Source organism: Macrococcoides bohemicum, from assembly GCF_003259675.1.
Classification (GTDB): Bacteria; Bacillota; Bacilli; order Staphylococcales; family Staphylococcaceae; genus Macrococcoides; species Macrococcoides bohemicum.
On the sequence record NZ_PZJG01000002.1, the window covers coordinates 14,868 to 31,619 of the forward strand.

Genomic DNA, 16,752 nt, shown 5'->3' on the forward strand with positions numbered 1-16,752 from the left:
TTCTATTCAAAGATATATTTATTCTGGCTTGAGATGAAAGCAAATATAAACATCACAATGGTAATTACGAAGAACATAATATAACTCGGTGTGTGACTATTAAATACATCATGTAAATATCCGAGTAGCATAGGACCAATTGCTGCTACAAAATATCCAACCGATTGACTGAAGCCTGACAATTCAATCGCATCTTCAGTAGTCTTAGCACGTAGTGAGAAGAACAACATGCATAGACTAAATGCCGCACCACCTGCCAGACCAGTGGCTATCATTGCAATGACGATAAATATCGTCTTGTTAACTAGCAATGCACTGAAGCCAATTAAAAATAATGCTGTAAATAAATACACAAGTGGACGTTGATTTTTCATTTTCATTGCAATAACAGGCATCAGGAAAGTCATCGGTAACTGAGCAAACTGATTGAGCATTAAATAATAACCCGCTGCTTCCTGATCAGCGCCATAAGACATTAAAATATCAGGAAACCAAGTAACAGTTGAATAAAAGTTCATCGACTGAAATCCCATCATTAAAGCAATTGCAATCGCAAGTTTAGATTTGTATATAGGACGCTTACCTTCTGTTACAGATAACCTTGGATTATACTTTAGTTGTGGCATCCATAGTAAAATACCAGCAATACTAAATAATATCCAGAACCCTAGTGAATACTGATATCCCCCATCATTAACCTTACTTAATGGCACACTTAAACCAGCACCGATACCAGCTGTCATGTTCATCGTTGCAGCAAATACACCCGTCATCAATCCCATCTGTTCAGGAAAACGCCATTTTACAAAGCTTGGTAATATTACATTTCCTATCGCTATACCAATACCAATCAATACCGTACCTATTAACAACATAGGGATGTTCGGAATAATTCGAATGATAAGACCACAGAGCAGAATAAACATGCCAATCATTAATGCAATACTCAGCCCTACAGAACGAGAGAAACGCGCCACAAACGGTGACACAATTCCGAACATAATCAGTGGAATCGTCGTTAGCATTCCAAGTAAGGATTTTGGAAGATCTAATGTATCACCTATTTCTGAAATCATCGGACCAATTGCTGTGAGTGGTGCTCGTAAAGTTGAAGCAACGACAACAACACCGAGTAGTAATACATACATTTGAAATTTTTTATTCAATATTATCCTCCTTAATTTCTGCCTTTCTATTGTTTGTTTTATTAATTCAATCATATCACGTAACTTTCATTTTTTTTCGGGAAAAAACATCGGTTTAATTGTAAGTGGTCATAAAAAGGGGTATATTTATGGTATCAAATATATAAGGATGTGTATTAAAAATGGCAATGAGAATTACTAAGAACGATAAAGAAGTAAATATCAAATGGCGTGTTGCTGACATCACAATTCCGAACGAAGACATCTTAAGCGTGAAAGAAGATACAAACATTTATGCTGGTGCAGATGAGAATAACGATGAGAAAGTAGTACGTATCGGTTCAACTTTTGGTAAAACTAATCGTATCCTTTTAGACACTAAAGATAAAAAATACATCATCTACACACACAACGATAAAAAAATCATCAATGAATTAAATAAGTAATTGTAATACGATGGAGGCCGGGTTTATATACGGCCTCTTTTTATGTTTTTTTGTATTATAATTTTCGCCCGTCTTTTCCGGATAGTACGAGTATCCGGAAAAGATGATACACATTCCAACTATTTCCACCACACGCCTTCTATAATAAGCATCATTATTCATATTACTATCCTCCCTTCGCCTAATTTTGTTACTATAAACGTGAAGGTAAAGGAGGCAATACAATGGAACAATTAAAAGGAAAAGTTGCTTTAATTACAGGTGGTTCTAGTGGTATCGGTCTTGAAATTGCGAAAGCTTTAGCTCAGGAAGGCGTAAATATTGCAATTACCGGACGTAACTTTGATAAGTTAGAATCAGCTATCACAACACTCGATCAATACGATATCGATACGACAGCGATTGTTTGTGATAATAAAAATGCAGAAGATATTAAAGCTTGTGTCGCGCACGTTCTTGAAACATTTGAGGAAATTGACATATTAGTAAATAACGCAGGTGTAATGAAAAATGCACCGTTCTTAGAAACATCAGAAGCGTTATTAGATGAGCTCATCCAAACAAATGTATACGGTCCATTCCGCTTTATGCAGGAAGTAGCACCAGTCATGATTAAACAAGGTCAAGGCGATATCGTTAATATGAGCTCTATGTCAGCAGTGAATGCTAATGCCAATTCAAGTGCTTATTCTGCCACTAAATTTGCACTTTCTGGTATGTCTGATAGCTTTATGCTAGAAATGCGTCCGCATAATATCCGTACATTTCTAATTCATCCTTCAGCAGTGCTAACAGACTTAATCGGTGAACCGTCACTTGAACCTGAAACGATGACGCATCCTGAAGATATTGCTGAAGTTATTGTGAGCCAATTAAAATTAAATCGACGTACATTTGTTAAACAAAATCAAATCTGGGCGACAAACCCTATCAAAAAATAAGGAGGCAAAATAATGTATATCGTAACAAACAGAATTAAAATGAAAAAAGGGTTTGCAGAAAAAATGGCACCTATGTTTACTAAAGGTGGCGATATAACAGATCTTAAAGGATTTACTAAAATTGAAACTTGGTCAATTCAGAACTTAGAAGAATATGACGAGCTACATGTAAACACTTGGTGGGAAACACTAGAAGATTTCGAAGCATGGAAAACGAGTGATGCATTTAAAAAAGCGCACGGACAACGTGGTAATAAATCAGATACTGAGAAACAGGAATCACCGATGCTAGGTTCAGAGATAGTAATTGCAAAACTTGAAACAGAGGTTGGTAAATGATTAAAGTTGTATTCACCTACACAACTAAAAATGAATATCTACCTGAACTGATGCATAAGTTTCAGGCATCGGCAGATCACAAATTCAATTCAATGCCATCGAGTACCGATATTAAAATGTATAGACAAACAAACGGCACAACAACGATAATCGTTCTAGATATTTTCTACAATTCAATAGCTGATTACGAAGCACGCACAGCATTTGAACGTAGTCAGGATGATTGGAATGCCATTTGGTTTGCAGATGATATTAAACATACACTTGAGTCGGTAGAAATATATGAATGTTTATAAAAATAAGCCCGAGCTGTTTAAACAGTTCGGGCTTATTTTACACTTTTTTTGACAGTCTTAGAAGATTAAATGTGCCATAAGCGTTATAATTGGCAGACATATTATTGTTCTCATCAAGAAGATGACGAATAATTTTGGCAGACTAACCGGAATTTTAGAACCTAGAATCACCCCACCTACTTCTGATAAGTAGATTAATTGTGAAATACTAAGTGCGCCTATTACAAAGCGTGTTAAATCTGACTTTACATCTGAGATTAGAATTGAAGGCAGGAACATATCTGCAAATCCAATTAATATCGTTTCAGATGCAGCAACTGCGTCTGGTATTTGCAATACATTAAGTAAAGGTACAAACGGCAGCCCTATATATGTAAAGAACTTCGTATGTTCTGCGACAATCGTTGCTAATGTTCCGATTGCCATTACTACAGGTAATACGGCAAACCACATATCCCCAACAGTCTTCACCCCTGATAACCAGAACAGTTTCCATCCTGGTGCTTTAATCGCTTTAACTGTCGCATTGTGATAACCATAACTTACAATCGTATGTCCTTCAGGTGGCTTCTCATCAATAATTCCTGTACTGCCATCTGCATAATGATCTGGCACTTTTGATAATGGCCAGATACGTGGCATAATCATCGCTGCAATTAAGCATGATACGATAACCGTACCGTAAAAGGCAAAGAAATGATTCATTAACCCTACTTGTTCACACACTACTATCGCAAACGTAATCGATACAACTGAGAATGATGTGGCAATAACAGTCGCCTCTCGACGTGTAAAGAAATTCCCTTCATATTGCCTAGAAGTAATCATTACGCCTACTGTCCCATCTCCAATAAACGAAGCCAGATTATCAACCGCTGATCGTCCTGGCAATGTAAAAAGTGGACGCATCACTTTCGAAAACATCGGACCTAAAAATTCAAGTAAACCATAATCCATTAAAAATGGTAAAAACAGACCTGCAAAGAAAAAGACTGCAATTAAAGTTGGCAATAACCCAGAATAAATTAATTGTCCTGTGGCTTCTGTATCAACAAAAGGAACATTCATTTTAAAATAAACAATCGTTGCAAATACTGCACCTATTAACCTAACAATGCACCATATCCAGTTCACATTAAATAAAGTATTAATATAAGACGATTTAGGTTTACTAATAAAACTAAAATAAAATGTAAATAATATCGAAATCATAATTACACTATAAATCAATGTTGGTGTTGTATTACCCAGTACATTTAAAAACCACTTGGCAAGTACAGCCACAGGCAAACTCGTCTTACCATCAACTTGTAGTGGCGTTAAAAATAAAAATATACCAATAATACTTAAAATAATAAATTTCATTTGACCTATTTTCCAGGTCTTCTTATCATATTGTTCCATCTTATCCTCCATTTTTTATTCACAAAAATTAATATTTATACATTAACACAATAAATTTACTGTGTAAACGCTATTTTAAAATATTCATTTTTTTGAATATTCAAATAATAAAGACCATAATAATACCCAATCGAAAAATGTCGATTGGGTATCCAGTTTTATTTCACTTCTTTATAATATAAATTTTTATCAGGTATACTTGGATGTAGATGCATATTATCTTTTAGCAATTGCCAATCATTCTTATAGTAGAATGTGTTTGCAACGATATCATGCACATCACTTGTTAAATAATATTTACCTGCTGGAAGTGCTGCAAGCAACTTCGTTCCTATCCCACTATGCTTACTATTCTTATCGACTGCGATGGAAAGAATCTCAAATGCACCATTTAATTTTTCTTTCTCATCAGCTGTTAAATATCGATCGATTAATTCACGATAAAATTGTTTACTCTCACTCGTATAACCATATAAATAACCATTGATATTACCAAACTGATGACTAATCAATGCTTTAAATCCCGGTATTTCACTATACTTTAAAATATTTTCAACCATTTCTTTATGGCTTCTCGCATCTTCGAAATTTGTTAAATAAATCTCAGCAATTCGATCCACTGCATCTTGAAGTTCTTCATTAGTTAGTTCCTGAATCATGCCCATCACTCCTTGACAACCTTTATGAAAACCTTTTCATTATCATTATGACCTTTTATAGCGCTTTTGACAATGAATTTTTAGAAAATTGCCGCTTCTAAAGCTTCAATTTCAGCAATACCCATTTCATCGCCATCTTTACGGAAATAGCGTTTCGCTTCAGTGAAGTAAGATTTAGCTTTATTCATCTCTTCCTGTGCCGCATATAATTCACCTAATGCACGGTTAGAAATCGCAATACTTAAATCATCTTCTGACTGTTCAGCTAATTTTAAAGATGCTTCAAGTGACGCTTTCCCTTCATCATATTGATTATTTAATAATTGGACATATCCTAACTCGTATAAATTTACAGATTGTTTAATTGTATCATCACTAAAGTTGGCATCGATTAATTCAGCTTCTTTCTTAAAGTATGCAATCGACTGATCGAACTCTGCATCCATTCTTTCTACTAATCCTAATTGATGATATGCCATTTGTTGTTCTTCTGCATCTTCAGAATTTAATAAGTTATTTAATGATTCGCGTGCTTTATCAAAGTGATTATCTGTTGCATAAATATATGCCGCATTTAATTGATAGTCCGCGTAATCTTCATCACCTGGATTGATATTATTTCCAATTTCCTGTAATAACTTTGTCGCCTCTTCAATATCACCATTCTCAAACTGTCCAAATACTAAATCGATTTGTTCATTATAATTCATTGTCATGCTCCTCGCTTTGTTTTGTTTTTTGTAATAGACTTGTCGCTATTGCTGCAAATATATCACCAATAAATGATAGTATTGCTCCCTTGATGCTCACCTCTCTTTCATTGTATAGTGTTTATCATAATTATTCATCTGATAACATTAAGGATGTACTTTTTTATTTTTACTGATATAATTTCTAGTGCACGCTATATTGAAAGGATCTATTATGACACGTCTTAAATTATTTACTTTTATACTTAGTATCTTTGTTGTTGGAATGGTCGAACTGGTAGTTGCAGGTATATTAACGCTTATCAGTGATGATTTAAATATTAATCAATCTCTGACCGGTCAATTAGTCACTATCTATGCTTTTACAGTTGCTATTTGTGGTCCAATTCTCGTGAAACTTACCGAAAGATATAATCCGAAATGGATATTGCTCATCAGCATGATTATCTTTATTATTGGAAATACGATTAATGCGGTAGGTGATACATTTACCGTCATCGTCATCGGACGTATTATTGCTTCTGCGGCATCGAGCATTATCGTTGTAAAGCTATTAGCGCTTACTGTCGTCTTAAGTAAACCTGAAGAACGTGGGAAAATGTTAGGTCTTGTATACATCGGATTTAGTGGCGCTAATGTATTTGGCGTACCTCTTGGCACAAAAATCGGCGAAATGTTCGGTTGGCGTGCGACATTCTGGATGATTGTTATAGTGAGTATTATTGCGACCATCCTCTTAATGTTTCAGTTACCAAATAAAATTAATGTACAGGCGGAAGATGAAAACAAACATTCAAAACTACTGTATCCGGCAGAAGCTGCAAAATATATCGGTATCACATTCTTTATATTAGCTTCAAACTATATCGTGTTTACTTATATTAGCCCGTTAATGATCAGTCATGGGTATACGCTACAACACGTCTCTATTCTATTATTCGTTTGTGGTATAGGTAGTATTGCAGGAACAAGTTTAGGTGGGATGATGGCAGATAAAATTGGTAGTAAGAAATGGTTGATCATCGCCTTATCTGTATTTACGCTATCATTATTTTTCTTTAATATCGCTTTACCATTTTACTTTATATTACTATTCGTGATGCTTGTCTGGAATATCTTTGAATGGGGAACAAACCCAGCCATTCAAATCGGTATCATAAAGCAAGTAGAAGGTGATTCAAGCACTATCATGGCATGGAACATGTCAGCTTTAAACGCGGGTATCGGATTTGGTGCGTTAATTGGTGGTATTATTGTAGAAACATTTTCTTTATCTGTTGCGCCTTATTTATCAATCCTATTTGCGATTATCTGCTTAGGATTAGCATTATCTATCAAGAGAGATTAATACAATCAGTCATCCACCTGAAATACCATAATAAATTAAAAATAAACACACTTTATCAGTTCAAATGATAAAGTGTGTTCTTTTTTTGCGCATAAAATATTTAGTGCAAATTTATATTGTTCCGTAATAGAGAACTGATTCATTTGGCACGATTACTTTGCCATCTACAGCGAACTCATCAAACAGGTTAGCTAACTTTTCTACAAACGTAACATATTGTCTATCGCCTTCTACTAATGCATATGATGCGGATAACGAACGATCGATAAATCCTTGTTTATTATACGTTAATGGGAATTCATAAGACTGCTTAGCATATTTACCTCCAAAGAAATCTGAGATACTTTCTTCAGAATACTGCACCCCACCACCGTAACCGATAAATCCTTTAAAGTTTGGACAGAATGCAGAATAAATTTCTGCGGTCTTTACATTAATCGGTGCTTCTTCTATACGCGTATTCCAGACGAGACAAACCGGGCCATTCCCTTTTAATATTCTTCTACATTCTGCTTTAAACGCATTTTGATCAAACCAATGAAAACTTTGTGCTACAGTAATCATATCAACGGTATGAGATTCAATTTCTGTACTTTCTGCTGGTCGTTCATGTATTTCAAGTTCTTTACACTTTAATGCCAGACGGAGTTGTGCTGCCATCGCACTATTCGGTTCAATCGCAATAACTTTTGCGCCTAGATCCAGTAATAGTTCAGTGAATATACCAGTCCCCGCACCAATATCAGCAATCGTTGTCGTCTCATCAATTGAAAAAGTTTCTTTCATATAATCCATTAACGCACAAGCATATTTAGGTCTGGAATTCCGATACTGTTCTACTTTTTCACTAAAAAGTACTTTACTATCCATATAACACCTCTTTAATGTAATCGATCTTGAATGATACCTATTGCACCTAAAAATCCATAAATTATTACCGGTCCGACAAATTTAAAACCACGCTGCTTCAAATTTTTACTAATTTGTTGAGATAAAGCGTTATCTGCAGGCACTAAACTTTCTTCTTCAAAATATGTAATCACTGGTTTAAAGTCTGTAAATGACCATATGTATCGATCAAAGCTACCAAACTCCTGCTGAATCTCAATAAATTTCTGCGCATTATTAATGATACTACCAATCTTTAATTTATTTTTAATCATCGCATCTGACGTCATCAGCCGATTAAAGTCATCAGCTTCATACTTTGCGATTTTCTGATAATCAAATTGATCGAGAGCAGTACGCATGCCTTCCCTGCGTTTCAGTATCGTCAGCCATGAAAGTCCTGCCTGCATCCCTTCAAGCACGAGCATTTCAAAGAGATATGTATCATCATGCGATGGAATACCCCATTCATTATCATAATATTTGGCCATCAACGGATGACTATCTGCCCAGCTAAATCTCATGCTGTCACCTTTCTCTTTGTAAATTACTTACTTATTGTATCATTTAAGCAACTTATCTACTACTATAAAAAAGAAGTACACAATGTATGTGTACTTATCTATAAAAAATTAATCCTATAATAATACCGAGTACGACGATAACCCACGGTGGCAATTTTACAAAATATAATAAAATAAAAAGTATTAAACTAAATACAATATCCTGCCAGTGCGTTACAGTATGCATGATAATCGGATTAATCCATGCAGCCCCTAATATACCGATAACACCGGCATTAATTCCTTTTAATGCTTGTTTCATCAATCGATGCTCACGAATAACAGCCCAGAACGGCAAAGTACCGATCACTAATAAAAAAGCCGGTAAGAAGATTGCTACCATAGCCACGAGTCCACCTGTAACACCAAATAAACTTGCGCCAACAAATGAACCAAAGGTAAACAATGGACCAGGCATCGCCTGTGTCAAGCCATATCCAGCAAGGAATGTATCGATATCCATCATATCCGGTACGAAGACACTTTGTAACAGTGGTAATACGACATGACCTCCACCAAATACCAGTAACCCTCCACGAAACAATCTGTCAAACATATGTAGCCAGTCATTATTAATCAACTGGGCAATAATCGGTAGTCCAATCATTAAACTAACAAGCAATAGTAACGCAGCAATGCTCATTGATTTCGAAACTTGAATCGAGATTGGCGCATCTTTTTTCGTTTCAACTTTATACAGTAACATACCAATTAATCCGGAAGCGATAATGATTAAGATTTGCGTATATGCTGTTGGAAATACAAGTGCAGTGCATAAACTGATCAAAAAGATCATGATGGCTGTTAAATTATTTAACGTGGTCTTTCCCATTCCAACTAATGCATGTAATACGACTGCAATTGCAACTATGAGTAATCCTTTTATAAAATCCAGATCCATATCGAGTGCCTTCATAAAGTAGACTGATGTAATCAGGATAAAGACTGACGGTAATGTAAATCCTAAAAAGGCTAATATTGCGCCGAGTATTCCTCCTCGCATTAAACCTATACCGATACCGACCTGACTCGATGCCGGCCCAGGCAGGAACTGACATAGACTGACAAGATCCTGATATATTTTATCGCTTAGCCATTTTCTTTTCTCGACATATTCAGCCCGGAAATAACCAAGATGCGCAACTGGTCCTCCAAAGCTCGTCACGCCAAGTTTTAATGCAACAAAAAATATTTCTAATAAACGTCCCATAACCCACCTCCTTGATTTGTTGAGTTTATCATAACGAATATTCAGTACAGTTATGTTACAACACTTTAAAGATTATGTAAGGTTTAAGAGAACATATTGAGTTACGGTTTAAAATTTCTCGAATTTATGACATTATTAAAGAGAATTATTGAAATCAATGCATGGAAAACGATTTCATATTATAATAAACCTACATATCAAATTAGGAGGTCCAGATAGTGAACACAGTAAAGATAAAATCACATAAATATCCAGATAGACCTCACGTAGAAGTAGAAGGGAAATTACTTTCTGAAACACCACATTACTTTTTTGTAGTATGTGAAAAAAATTCTCTATTAAAACATTTCATTAAAGACGAAGAATATTTACTTGATTACGATACGCTTCATTTTCTTTCTAAATATCATGGATATACGGTATCAATCTCAATCGATGAACAATATAAACCCGTTAAGATTTTTTGTAATATCTCAACACCTTGTCAAAAGGATGATGAAGGTAACATTACATATATTGACCTGGATATGGATTATGTCAAATCGAATACAGGACAATGGTTTTTAAGAAACAATGACATGTTCTTAGATAATACAAAGCGATATAACTATCCTCTGCAGTTAACCAATTTCGCTCTTGTTTCATTGCAGGAACTTAAAACAAATATTAAAAATAATGTATTTCCATTCGGCATTGATAATTTTAAAGATGTCGATGGACCGATAAAATAAGATGCTCTTTTTAGAGTATCTTTTTTAATACAACTTTAACAAATTGTAACAATAAAGGAATAAAACTTTAGAAATAATATGATACGCTTGTTGTAACATTATCTGGAATGGAGGGATTTACTTGTCAAAAATTAGTATACATGTTATTCAGACAGGGTTTATTACTGTCAATCGCACCGTTACGACACAGACTAAATCCCTAAATCCACTTACAAAGCTTGGATTTATTTCGTATAAGAAAAAGCGCAAACAATATCCTATCGCATGTTTCCTGATTGAACACCCGAAAGGATTAATTCTTGTTGATACAGGCTGGCATAAACGTGTACGTAAAGAAGAACATAAAGAGTTGGGATTACAGCGATTAATTCATCGTGCTACTTTACCTGAAGGACAATCGATAGATGAACAGCTCAGTAAAAGAGGAATACTACCAGGTGACTTAGATTATGTGCTGCTAACACATCTCCACAGTGACCATGTAAGCGGCGTACGTCAGCTTAAAGATGCCAAATATATATTTGCGAGTCGCGAAGAAATATTAGAATCCAATAAACGCGTAATCCGTTATCTTCAAAAATTATGGATTGATGTTGATCTAACGTGTTTCGAGTTTGATCAAACGGGCATTGGACCAAACGGCTTTTCATATGATTTATTCAGAGACAAATCAGTACAGCTCATCCATGCTCCAGGTCATAGCGTTGGTTTATTTATGGTGAAAGTAATGAATAGTGATGGAGAGTATATATTAATCACGAGTGATGCTGCACTGGTGAATACATCATACGAAGAGATTATCATTCCAGCTCACGTGATGAATCTCTATGATTTAAAGAAGGCATTACTCTGGATTAATAAAGTAAGTAAAGATCCTCTATGTAAGAAAATATTAACAAGTCATGATCTCGATTTAAAAGAAGAAATCATCACATTATAAAAAGTTGATTAAGACTATTCTAATAAAGTCTTAATCATCTTTTCTGGTTTATCGATAAATGCTTTTGTAACGATATAATGTTCTGTTTCACGATAATCTATGCGGTCATACCCATCTTCATTTAACTGAATAATATCTGCACCTGGATATGCCATAATAATTGGTGAATGCGTTGCGATAATGAACTGCGCACCACGCTTTACTAAGTCATTTATCCTAACAATCATCGACATTTGACGCATCGGTGATAAAGCACTTTCCGGCTCATCTAATATATATAAACCTTTTGCACGGAATCTGTACTTAAGTAACGCTAAAAATGATTCGCCGTGGGATTGATCATGTAAACTTTTTCCGCCATAACTGTTGAGCAGTCTACCATCAATCGCATTAAGTCGCTCAATTTCAGTAGCTACATTATAAAACCCCTCTGCACGTAAAAAGAATGTATCACTTGGTACACCCATCTTTCCAAGCCTTATTTCTTCATATAGTCCTGCATGTGAATGTTTCGTTGCAAAGTTAAAGTTCTTACCTCCACCTTCTGGATTTAACCCATAATTCACTGCAATCGCTTCAATTAAAGTTGATTTCCCAGTTCCATTTTCACCTACAATAATCGTCACAGGTTTAGTTAAATCAATACGTTCCAACTTTTTGATCGCAGGGATTTTCATATAGTAAGGTGTTGCTTCATGTGGCTTAAAATTTGATGCAATACTTTTGATAAACATCTTTTCACCTCATAAAAAATTCTGTTATATTAATAATATAGTAAAAAAAGTAATAATAAAAATTTATTGTCATTCGAGGTGCCAAGATGGTTCAATTGGTTCCATATGAGGAGCAGTACAAAGAGCGATTAAAGCAATTCTATCAACCAGCTGAAACTTTAAAGTACACGCAATTACCAGAATACAGCATCGAAGAAATAAACGATAATGTACATGGTGTCGTGATTATTAATCAAAATCAGACGATTGGATTCTTCTTATTGCATCGTACTGATAGAAGATTTCAGTATACAGATGATAAACAGTCCTTACTACTTACCAATCTGATTATGGATTATTCGTATAGTGGAAAAGGTCATGGTAAACAATATATTTATAAGCTGGAAATATAAAAAGATTGAGACAAAATTCTTAGCCCTCTTCTGTTTAACAGCTTAAACGGCGGAACAGAAGTTGCCCCTACGACAAAAAACCAAACAAAAACTATAAATCAAAGAGCGATTTATTAGTTTTGTTCGGTTTTTGCTTGTGGCAGAACACTTCTGTCCCAGCCTCTTTTTAGTTAAACCAGCTTCTGATTAGCTTTTCAACTTCTGCTGTTTCATCGATTAAATCTTTCATCATATCGATATCTGCCTTGTCGCCAATTAAATTCGTTACAACAGGTGTATCTAACACGCGCTTCACCGCTTCACCAATCGTTTCTTCCTGCACATTATTTGTCGGTTCAGTTTGGTCAGTAACAAAATCATTGTCCTGGAACTGCTGTTCTAGACGCGGTGCATTGTTGTTATTAAACGCATGAACAACTTCCATAATCGCTTTACGTAAGTCGTTATATTCTTTTACGTTCTTTAAATCATTCAGACGTTTTTTAACCATCTCATTTTTCTCTAAATATTTAGCACCTTGAACAGCACCGACTGTTAAAGCACCGACTACTAATCCTCTTTTTACCCATTTATTCATTGTAATTCCTCCATTCAACATTATTTTTATTATAATGTATTTATAGATTTATTACATTTATAACGATTACTGCAGAAATAACATTTTATCTAATGCTTTTAATGCATAGGTCGTCGTTTCCTGATCTACTGTAATCTGGTTTTCAAAGTTATGGTCTATTATCTTATCGAGACACCATACGAGATGCGGTAAATCGATACGATTCATCGTTAGACATGCACACATAAATGGATTAAGTGAAATGATTTCTTTATCTGAATTATGCTTTATAATGCGATTGACCAAGTTCATTTCAGTACCGATTGCCCACTTAGAGCCAGGTGCTGCGTTCGTAATTTCTTCTAGAATTTTACGCGTAGAACCTGCATCATCACTTTGCTGAACTACTTCGAAAGTACATTCAGGATGAACGATAATACGCATGTCTGGATGTTGCTTTCTTACTTGAGCAATATTTTGCGCCGTAAATTTCTCATGTACTGAACAATGCCCTTTCCATAAGATGATACGTAAATCACTCATATCACCATCATATTCAAGTTTATTTTGAATCGGATCATAGATCGCCATTTGTTCTAACGGAACACCTAAATCATATGCTGTATTACGCCCTAAATGCTGGTCAGGTAAGAAAAGTATGATTTCATCCTGTGCAAGTGCCCAACTTACTACTTTATGTGCGTTACCACTTGTTAAACATGCACCATCTTTCCTGCCAACAAATGCTTTAATTGCTGCAGTAGAGTTGACATATGTCAACGGCAGACAGTCTATATTAAACGCTGACTTTAAATAAGCATCACAACGTTCTACTTGATGAAGATTCGCCATATCTGCCATCGAACAACCTGCTCTTAAATCTGGTAACAAGACAATCTGATCATCGTTTGTCAGCATATCAGCAGTTTCTGCCATAAAGTGTACACCACAAAATGCGATATACTTCGCTGTATTCGTCTTACAAATATTTGCAAGTTCTAATGAATCTCCTATCGCATCTGCAAATTGCACCACTTCATCTTTTTGATAATGATGGCAAGGAATGAATAGATCATTACCAAGCAAACTCTTTACTTCTGTCACCCTTGCTTCAAGCGCTTCTTTTGACATGTGTAAATACTGTTCAGGAATTTGTCCTGACTTTAATAAATCAATCATTGATATCCACCTTTCCGGAAATGTCTAATGCATTTGCGCCATGAAATAGCTTACCAACTGAAATATAATCGACACCTGCTTCGGCATATGCTTTGATCGTTTCGATATTAATGCCACCAGATGCTTCTGTAATAATATGGTTTGGCACAAGATGGATATGCGCCTTAATAAATTCCGGTGTACAATTATCAAACATAATGATATCGGCCTGAGCTTTAATTGCTGCTTCAAGCATTGCTTCATCTTCAATCTCAACTTCTATCTTATCCATATGACCGTGCAACGCCTTTACACTTTGCATCGCAGCGTCAATTGAACCCATAAATGCAATGTGATTATCCTTTAACATGATTCCGTCATTAAGATTTCTACGGTGATTACTGGCACCTGCAATACGTACTGCGTATTTTTCGAACATGCCTAGCCCCGGCGTTGTTTTACGTGTATCTGTCACTCTAGCTGACGTATGTGCTATTTTCTCCATATACCTTTTCGTTTCTGTCGTAATCCCGCTCATACGTTGAATAATATTTAATACAGTACGTTCAGCCTGTAATAGATATTTTACTTTTCCAGAGATTTTAGCAATACATTCACCCTTTTGTAACGCATCCCCATCATGTTTGAAACAAGCGACATCACACTTATCTAAAATATTAAATCCTCGTAAGATAACATCTTCACCACAAAAATAACCATCTTCTTTGGCAATCAGTTGCATTGTGCCGGTTGTATTGTCATCAAAGATAGCTGATGATAAATCTCCATATGATAAATCTTCATCCATAAAATCACGTAACTTTTGTTCTAAGCGAATTAAATTCAACGATTGTTCCTCCGTTTATATGTTTTACGATATTTGTTTTATCTCTGTCTGCTACATCTTTCTCCTTTATCACATGCGCACCGAGTGTAGACGTCCGATTTATCGCGCATTCCGTAACGAGTCTTGCAAAAACTGTTAAATTATCATTTGAATTAAGGGCCTTCAAGTATTTATTTAAGTTTTCAGTATCTCTAACGATACCTACATACTTCATAAATGATACATGATCAAAATCACGATTATATTGAATATTTACAGTAGAAAAAATTCTGCCAGGTGGATTTAACGTTTCATTAATCAACGTTTGTGCCAGCAGTTTCCCCATTGCTAATCCTTCCAGCAGTGAGTTACTTGCGAGTCTATTCGCGCCATGAAAGCCAGTACATGCCGCTTCACCAATTACAAATAAGTTCTCTACTGCTGTTGCACCATTTACATCAGCTGCTATACCACCCATCGTATAATGTGCACCCGGTGCAACAGGAATGCGTTCTGATAAACCAAACTGCTCACACTGTGTATTAATGAATGGAAACTGCTGTGCAAAATTGTGTATGTTTGAAATGTCTAAATAAATGCGCTCTCCAATTTGTATGCGCCTAAATATTTCATAGCTCGTAATGTGCCTTGGAGATAAATCACGCTGCAAATACTTTGCCATAATTGGTTCACCATATTCATTCACCAGTACTCCTCCAGCGCCTCTAACCGCTTCAGAGACGAGACAGATTGCTTTATTATCAATCGTAAGCATCGTCGGATGGAACTGTACCATTTCAAGGTCACGTAACGTACAACCTGAAAGTAGTGCAAGCATTTGAGCATACACGCCAGCCGAACTCGGGTTCGAAGCAGGTTGAAACATACCACTATATCCACCGGTAGCAAGTACAACAAATTGCCCCGAAAATACTCTATCATCTACTGAAATACCGCAAATCTTTCCATATACATCTTTATGTAGTGCCGTTAAACGACCATATATCACTTCAACCTGTGGTTGAATATGAGCATGCATAAATGCACAAACTGACTTCCCTGTCTGATCGTGATTCATATGAAAGATGCGAGGTATAGCATGCGCTCCTTCCATACCTAAATCAATCCGTCCCGCTTTTTGATCGAACTCGATACCTCTATTTATTAAATCCCGAACAACATGATTTCCCGTTTCAATCATCTTACGGATAACATCAATATCACCGTAATTGCAGCCAGCGATATATGTATCCTGCACATGATTTTCAATTGATTCTTCAAATAAAGATGAAGCAATACCACCTTGAGCCATCACACTTGAAGAAGTATTGTTATCCATCACGACAGCAACTTTAAAGTGTTTCGGAAGATAACTTAACAGGCTGAGTGCGCTAATACCACCACCGACAACAATTACATCATACATAAAAAACACCTTTACAATATATTTACATTAGTTTTACAAT

The 16,752-nt window shown here is 35.6% G+C and carries 20 protein-coding genes; 8 read left to right on the top strand and 12 right to left on the bottom strand.

Annotation, left to right across the window (positions count from 1 at the left end):
- Nucleotides 1-2 precede the first annotated feature (2 nt).
- The gene (locus tag BHX94_RS04540) at nt 3-1,166 is read right to left on the bottom strand and encodes a CynX/NimT family MFS transporter (RefSeq protein ID WP_242446657.1); all 1,164 of its coding nucleotides are present in this window, start codon (nt 1,164-1,166) and stop codon (nt 3-5) included.
- Nucleotides 1,167-1,327: 161 nt separating this feature from the next.
- On the opposite strand from BHX94_RS04540, the gene BHX94_RS04545 reads away from it, so the two are divergent.
- The 4 genes from BHX94_RS04545 to BHX94_RS04560 all read left to right on the top strand — a co-directional run bounded on the left by BHX94_RS04545 (nt 1,328) and on the right by BHX94_RS04560 (nt 3,167).
- Nucleotides 1,328-1,591: a SunI/YnzG family protein gene (locus BHX94_RS04545; protein ID WP_096077344.1), complete on the top strand. Its 264-nt coding sequence runs from the start codon at nt 1,328-1,330 to the stop codon at nt 1,589-1,591.
- 224 nt (nt 1,592-1,815) lie between these two features.
- The gene (locus BHX94_RS04550) at nt 1,816-2,532 is read left to right on the top strand and encodes an SDR family NAD(P)-dependent oxidoreductase (protein WP_111745106.1); all 717 of its coding nucleotides are present in this window, start codon (nt 1,816-1,818) and stop codon (nt 2,530-2,532) included.
- 12 nt (nt 2,533-2,544) lie between these two features.
- Nucleotides 2,545-2,871: a heme oxygenase gene (locus tag BHX94_RS04555; protein ID WP_111745107.1), complete on the top strand. Its 327-nt coding sequence runs from the start codon at nt 2,545-2,547 to the stop codon at nt 2,869-2,871.
- Nucleotides 2,868-3,167 carry a hypothetical protein gene (locus BHX94_RS04560; RefSeq protein WP_111745108.1) on the top strand — a complete coding sequence of 100 codons (300 nt, stop codon included), beginning with the start codon at nt 2,868-2,870 and terminating at the stop codon, nt 3,165-3,167. The genes BHX94_RS04555 and BHX94_RS04560 overlap by 4 nt, the downstream gene beginning before the upstream one ends.
- Before the next feature lie 57 nt (nt 3,168-3,224).
- Here the strand turns inward: BHX94_RS04560 and BHX94_RS04565 are convergent, their stop codons facing one another.
- From BHX94_RS04565 to BHX94_RS04575, 3 genes are all read right to left on the bottom strand, one after another.
- Nucleotides 3,225-4,571 carry a YjiH family protein gene (locus BHX94_RS04565; RefSeq protein ID WP_111745109.1) on the bottom strand — a complete coding sequence of 449 codons (1,347 nt, stop codon included), beginning with the start codon at nt 4,569-4,571 and terminating at the stop codon, nt 3,225-3,227.
- A gap of 158 nt (nt 4,572-4,729) precedes the next feature.
- Nucleotides 4,730-5,230: a GNAT family protein gene (locus BHX94_RS04570; protein WP_111745110.1), complete on the bottom strand. Its 501-nt coding sequence runs from the start codon at nt 5,228-5,230 to the stop codon at nt 4,730-4,732.
- A gap of 80 nt (nt 5,231-5,310) precedes the next feature.
- Complete coding sequence (locus tag BHX94_RS04575) at nt 5,311-5,940, bottom strand: tetratricopeptide repeat protein (RefSeq protein WP_111745111.1); 630 nt, start codon at nt 5,938-5,940, stop codon at nt 5,311-5,313.
- 214 nt (nt 5,941-6,154) lie between these two features.
- Between BHX94_RS04575 and BHX94_RS04580 the strand changes: the two genes are divergently transcribed.
- Complete coding sequence (locus tag BHX94_RS04580) at nt 6,155-7,288, top strand: MFS transporter (RefSeq protein ID WP_111745112.1); 1,134 nt, start codon at nt 6,155-6,157, stop codon at nt 7,286-7,288.
- 111 nt (nt 7,289-7,399) lie between these two features.
- Here BHX94_RS04580 and BHX94_RS04585 read toward each other — a convergent pair whose 3' ends face one another.
- The 3 genes from BHX94_RS04585 to chrA all read right to left on the bottom strand — a co-directional run bounded on the left by BHX94_RS04585 (nt 7,400) and on the right by chrA (nt 9,949).
- Nucleotides 7,400-8,158, bottom strand: a complete 759-nt coding sequence (locus BHX94_RS04585) for a class I SAM-dependent methyltransferase (RefSeq protein ID WP_111745113.1) — start codon at nt 8,156-8,158, stop codon at nt 7,400-7,402.
- A gap of 11 nt (nt 8,159-8,169) precedes the next feature.
- Nucleotides 8,170-8,700, bottom strand: a complete 531-nt coding sequence (locus tag BHX94_RS04590) for a DNA-3-methyladenine glycosylase I (RefSeq protein WP_111745114.1) — start codon at nt 8,698-8,700, stop codon at nt 8,170-8,172.
- 94 nt (nt 8,701-8,794) lie between these two features.
- Entirely contained in the window at nt 8,795-9,949 is a 1,155-nt protein-coding gene (gene chrA, locus BHX94_RS04595) for a chromate efflux transporter (RefSeq protein ID WP_111745115.1), read from the bottom strand.
- Nucleotides 9,950-10,167: 218 nt separating this feature from the next.
- Between chrA and BHX94_RS04600 the strand changes: the two genes are divergently transcribed.
- Together BHX94_RS04600 and BHX94_RS04605 are read left to right on the top strand one after the other, a co-directional pair.
- Complete coding sequence (locus BHX94_RS04600) at nt 10,168-10,680, top strand: DUF402 domain-containing protein (protein ID WP_157742216.1); 513 nt, start codon at nt 10,168-10,170, stop codon at nt 10,678-10,680.
- Nucleotides 10,681-10,801: 121 nt separating this feature from the next.
- Nucleotides 10,802-11,620 carry an MBL fold metallo-hydrolase gene (locus BHX94_RS04605; RefSeq protein WP_170120764.1) on the top strand — a complete coding sequence of 273 codons (819 nt, stop codon included), beginning with the start codon at nt 10,802-10,804 and terminating at the stop codon, nt 11,618-11,620.
- Nucleotides 11,621-11,634: 14 nt separating this feature from the next.
- Here BHX94_RS04605 and BHX94_RS04610 read toward each other — a convergent pair whose 3' ends face one another.
- A complete protein-coding gene (locus tag BHX94_RS04610; RefSeq protein ID WP_096077357.1) occupies nt 11,635-12,354 on the bottom strand; it encodes an AAA family ATPase in 720 nt (239 codons plus the stop codon).
- 86 nt (nt 12,355-12,440) lie between these two features.
- On the opposite strand from BHX94_RS04610, the gene BHX94_RS04615 reads away from it, so the two are divergent.
- Nucleotides 12,441-12,746 carry a hypothetical protein gene (locus BHX94_RS04615; RefSeq protein ID WP_111745117.1) on the top strand — a complete coding sequence of 102 codons (306 nt, stop codon included), beginning with the start codon at nt 12,441-12,443 and terminating at the stop codon, nt 12,744-12,746.
- A 166-nt stretch (nt 12,747-12,912) separates the two neighbouring features.
- Here the strand turns inward: BHX94_RS04615 and BHX94_RS04620 are convergent, their stop codons facing one another.
- The 4 genes from BHX94_RS04620 to BHX94_RS04635 all read right to left on the bottom strand — a co-directional run bounded on the left by BHX94_RS04620 (nt 12,913) and on the right by BHX94_RS04635 (nt 16,712).
- Entirely contained in the window at nt 12,913-13,323 is a 411-nt protein-coding gene (locus BHX94_RS04620) for a hypothetical protein (protein WP_111745118.1), read from the bottom strand.
- A 66-nt stretch (nt 13,324-13,389) separates the two neighbouring features.
- Nucleotides 13,390-14,481, bottom strand: coding sequence for a quinolinate synthase NadA (gene nadA / locus BHX94_RS04625; RefSeq protein WP_379875200.1), 1,092 nt, complete (start codon nt 14,479-14,481; stop codon nt 13,390-13,392).
- Nucleotides 14,474-15,307, bottom strand: coding sequence for a carboxylating nicotinate-nucleotide diphosphorylase (nadC, locus tag BHX94_RS04630; RefSeq protein ID WP_111745120.1), 834 nt, complete (start codon nt 15,305-15,307; stop codon nt 14,474-14,476). Before nadC ends, nadA begins: the two co-directional genes overlap by 8 nt.
- Nucleotides 15,273-16,712, bottom strand: coding sequence for an L-aspartate oxidase (locus tag BHX94_RS04635; protein ID WP_111745121.1), 1,440 nt, complete (start codon nt 16,710-16,712; stop codon nt 15,273-15,275). Before BHX94_RS04635 ends, nadC begins: the two co-directional genes overlap by 35 nt.
- Between the last annotated feature and the right edge of the window lie 40 nt (nt 16,713-16,752).

Coding starts and splice junctions, on each gene's coding strand:
- nadA (WP_379875200.1), bottom strand. CDS start 14,481: ATGATTGATTTATTAAAGTCAGGACAAATTCCTGAACAGTATTTACAC.
- BHX94_RS04570 (WP_111745110.1), bottom strand. CDS start 5,230: ATGATTCAGGAACTAACTAATGAAGAACTTCAAGATGCAGTGGATCGA.
- BHX94_RS04610 (WP_096077357.1), bottom strand. CDS start 12,354: ATGTTTATCAAAAGTATTGCATCAAATTTTAAGCCACATGAAGCAACA.
- BHX94_RS04620 (WP_111745118.1), bottom strand. CDS start 13,323: ATGAATAAATGGGTAAAAAGAGGATTAGTAGTCGGTGCTTTAACAGTC.
- BHX94_RS04580 (WP_111745112.1), top strand. CDS start 6,155: ATGACACGTCTTAAATTATTTACTTTTATACTTAGTATCTTTGTTGTT.
- BHX94_RS04560 (WP_111745108.1), top strand. CDS start 2,868: ATGATTAAAGTTGTATTCACCTACACAACTAAAAATGAATATCTACCT.
- BHX94_RS04575 (WP_111745111.1), bottom strand. CDS start 5,940: ATGAATTATAATGAACAAATCGATTTAGTATTTGGACAGTTTGAGAAT.
- BHX94_RS04555 (WP_111745107.1), top strand. CDS start 2,545: ATGTATATCGTAACAAACAGAATTAAAATGAAAAAAGGGTTTGCAGAA.
- chrA (WP_111745115.1), bottom strand. CDS start 9,949: ATGGGACGTTTATTAGAAATATTTTTTGTTGCATTAAAACTTGGCGTG.
- BHX94_RS04590 (WP_111745114.1), bottom strand. CDS start 8,700: ATGAGATTTAGCTGGGCAGATAGTCATCCGTTGATGGCCAAATATTAT.
- BHX94_RS04615 (WP_111745117.1), top strand. CDS start 12,441: ATGGTTCAATTGGTTCCATATGAGGAGCAGTACAAAGAGCGATTAAAG.
- BHX94_RS04545 (WP_096077344.1), top strand. CDS start 1,328: ATGGCAATGAGAATTACTAAGAACGATAAAGAAGTAAATATCAAATGG.
- BHX94_RS04635 (WP_111745121.1), bottom strand. CDS start 16,712: ATGTATGATGTAATTGTTGTCGGTGGTGGTATTAGCGCACTCAGCCTG.
- BHX94_RS04565 (WP_111745109.1), bottom strand. CDS start 4,571: ATGGAACAATATGATAAGAAGACCTGGAAAATAGGTCAAATGAAATTT.
- BHX94_RS04585 (WP_111745113.1), bottom strand. CDS start 8,158: ATGGATAGTAAAGTACTTTTTAGTGAAAAAGTAGAACAGTATCGGAAT.
- BHX94_RS04550 (WP_111745106.1), top strand. CDS start 1,816: ATGGAACAATTAAAAGGAAAAGTTGCTTTAATTACAGGTGGTTCTAGT.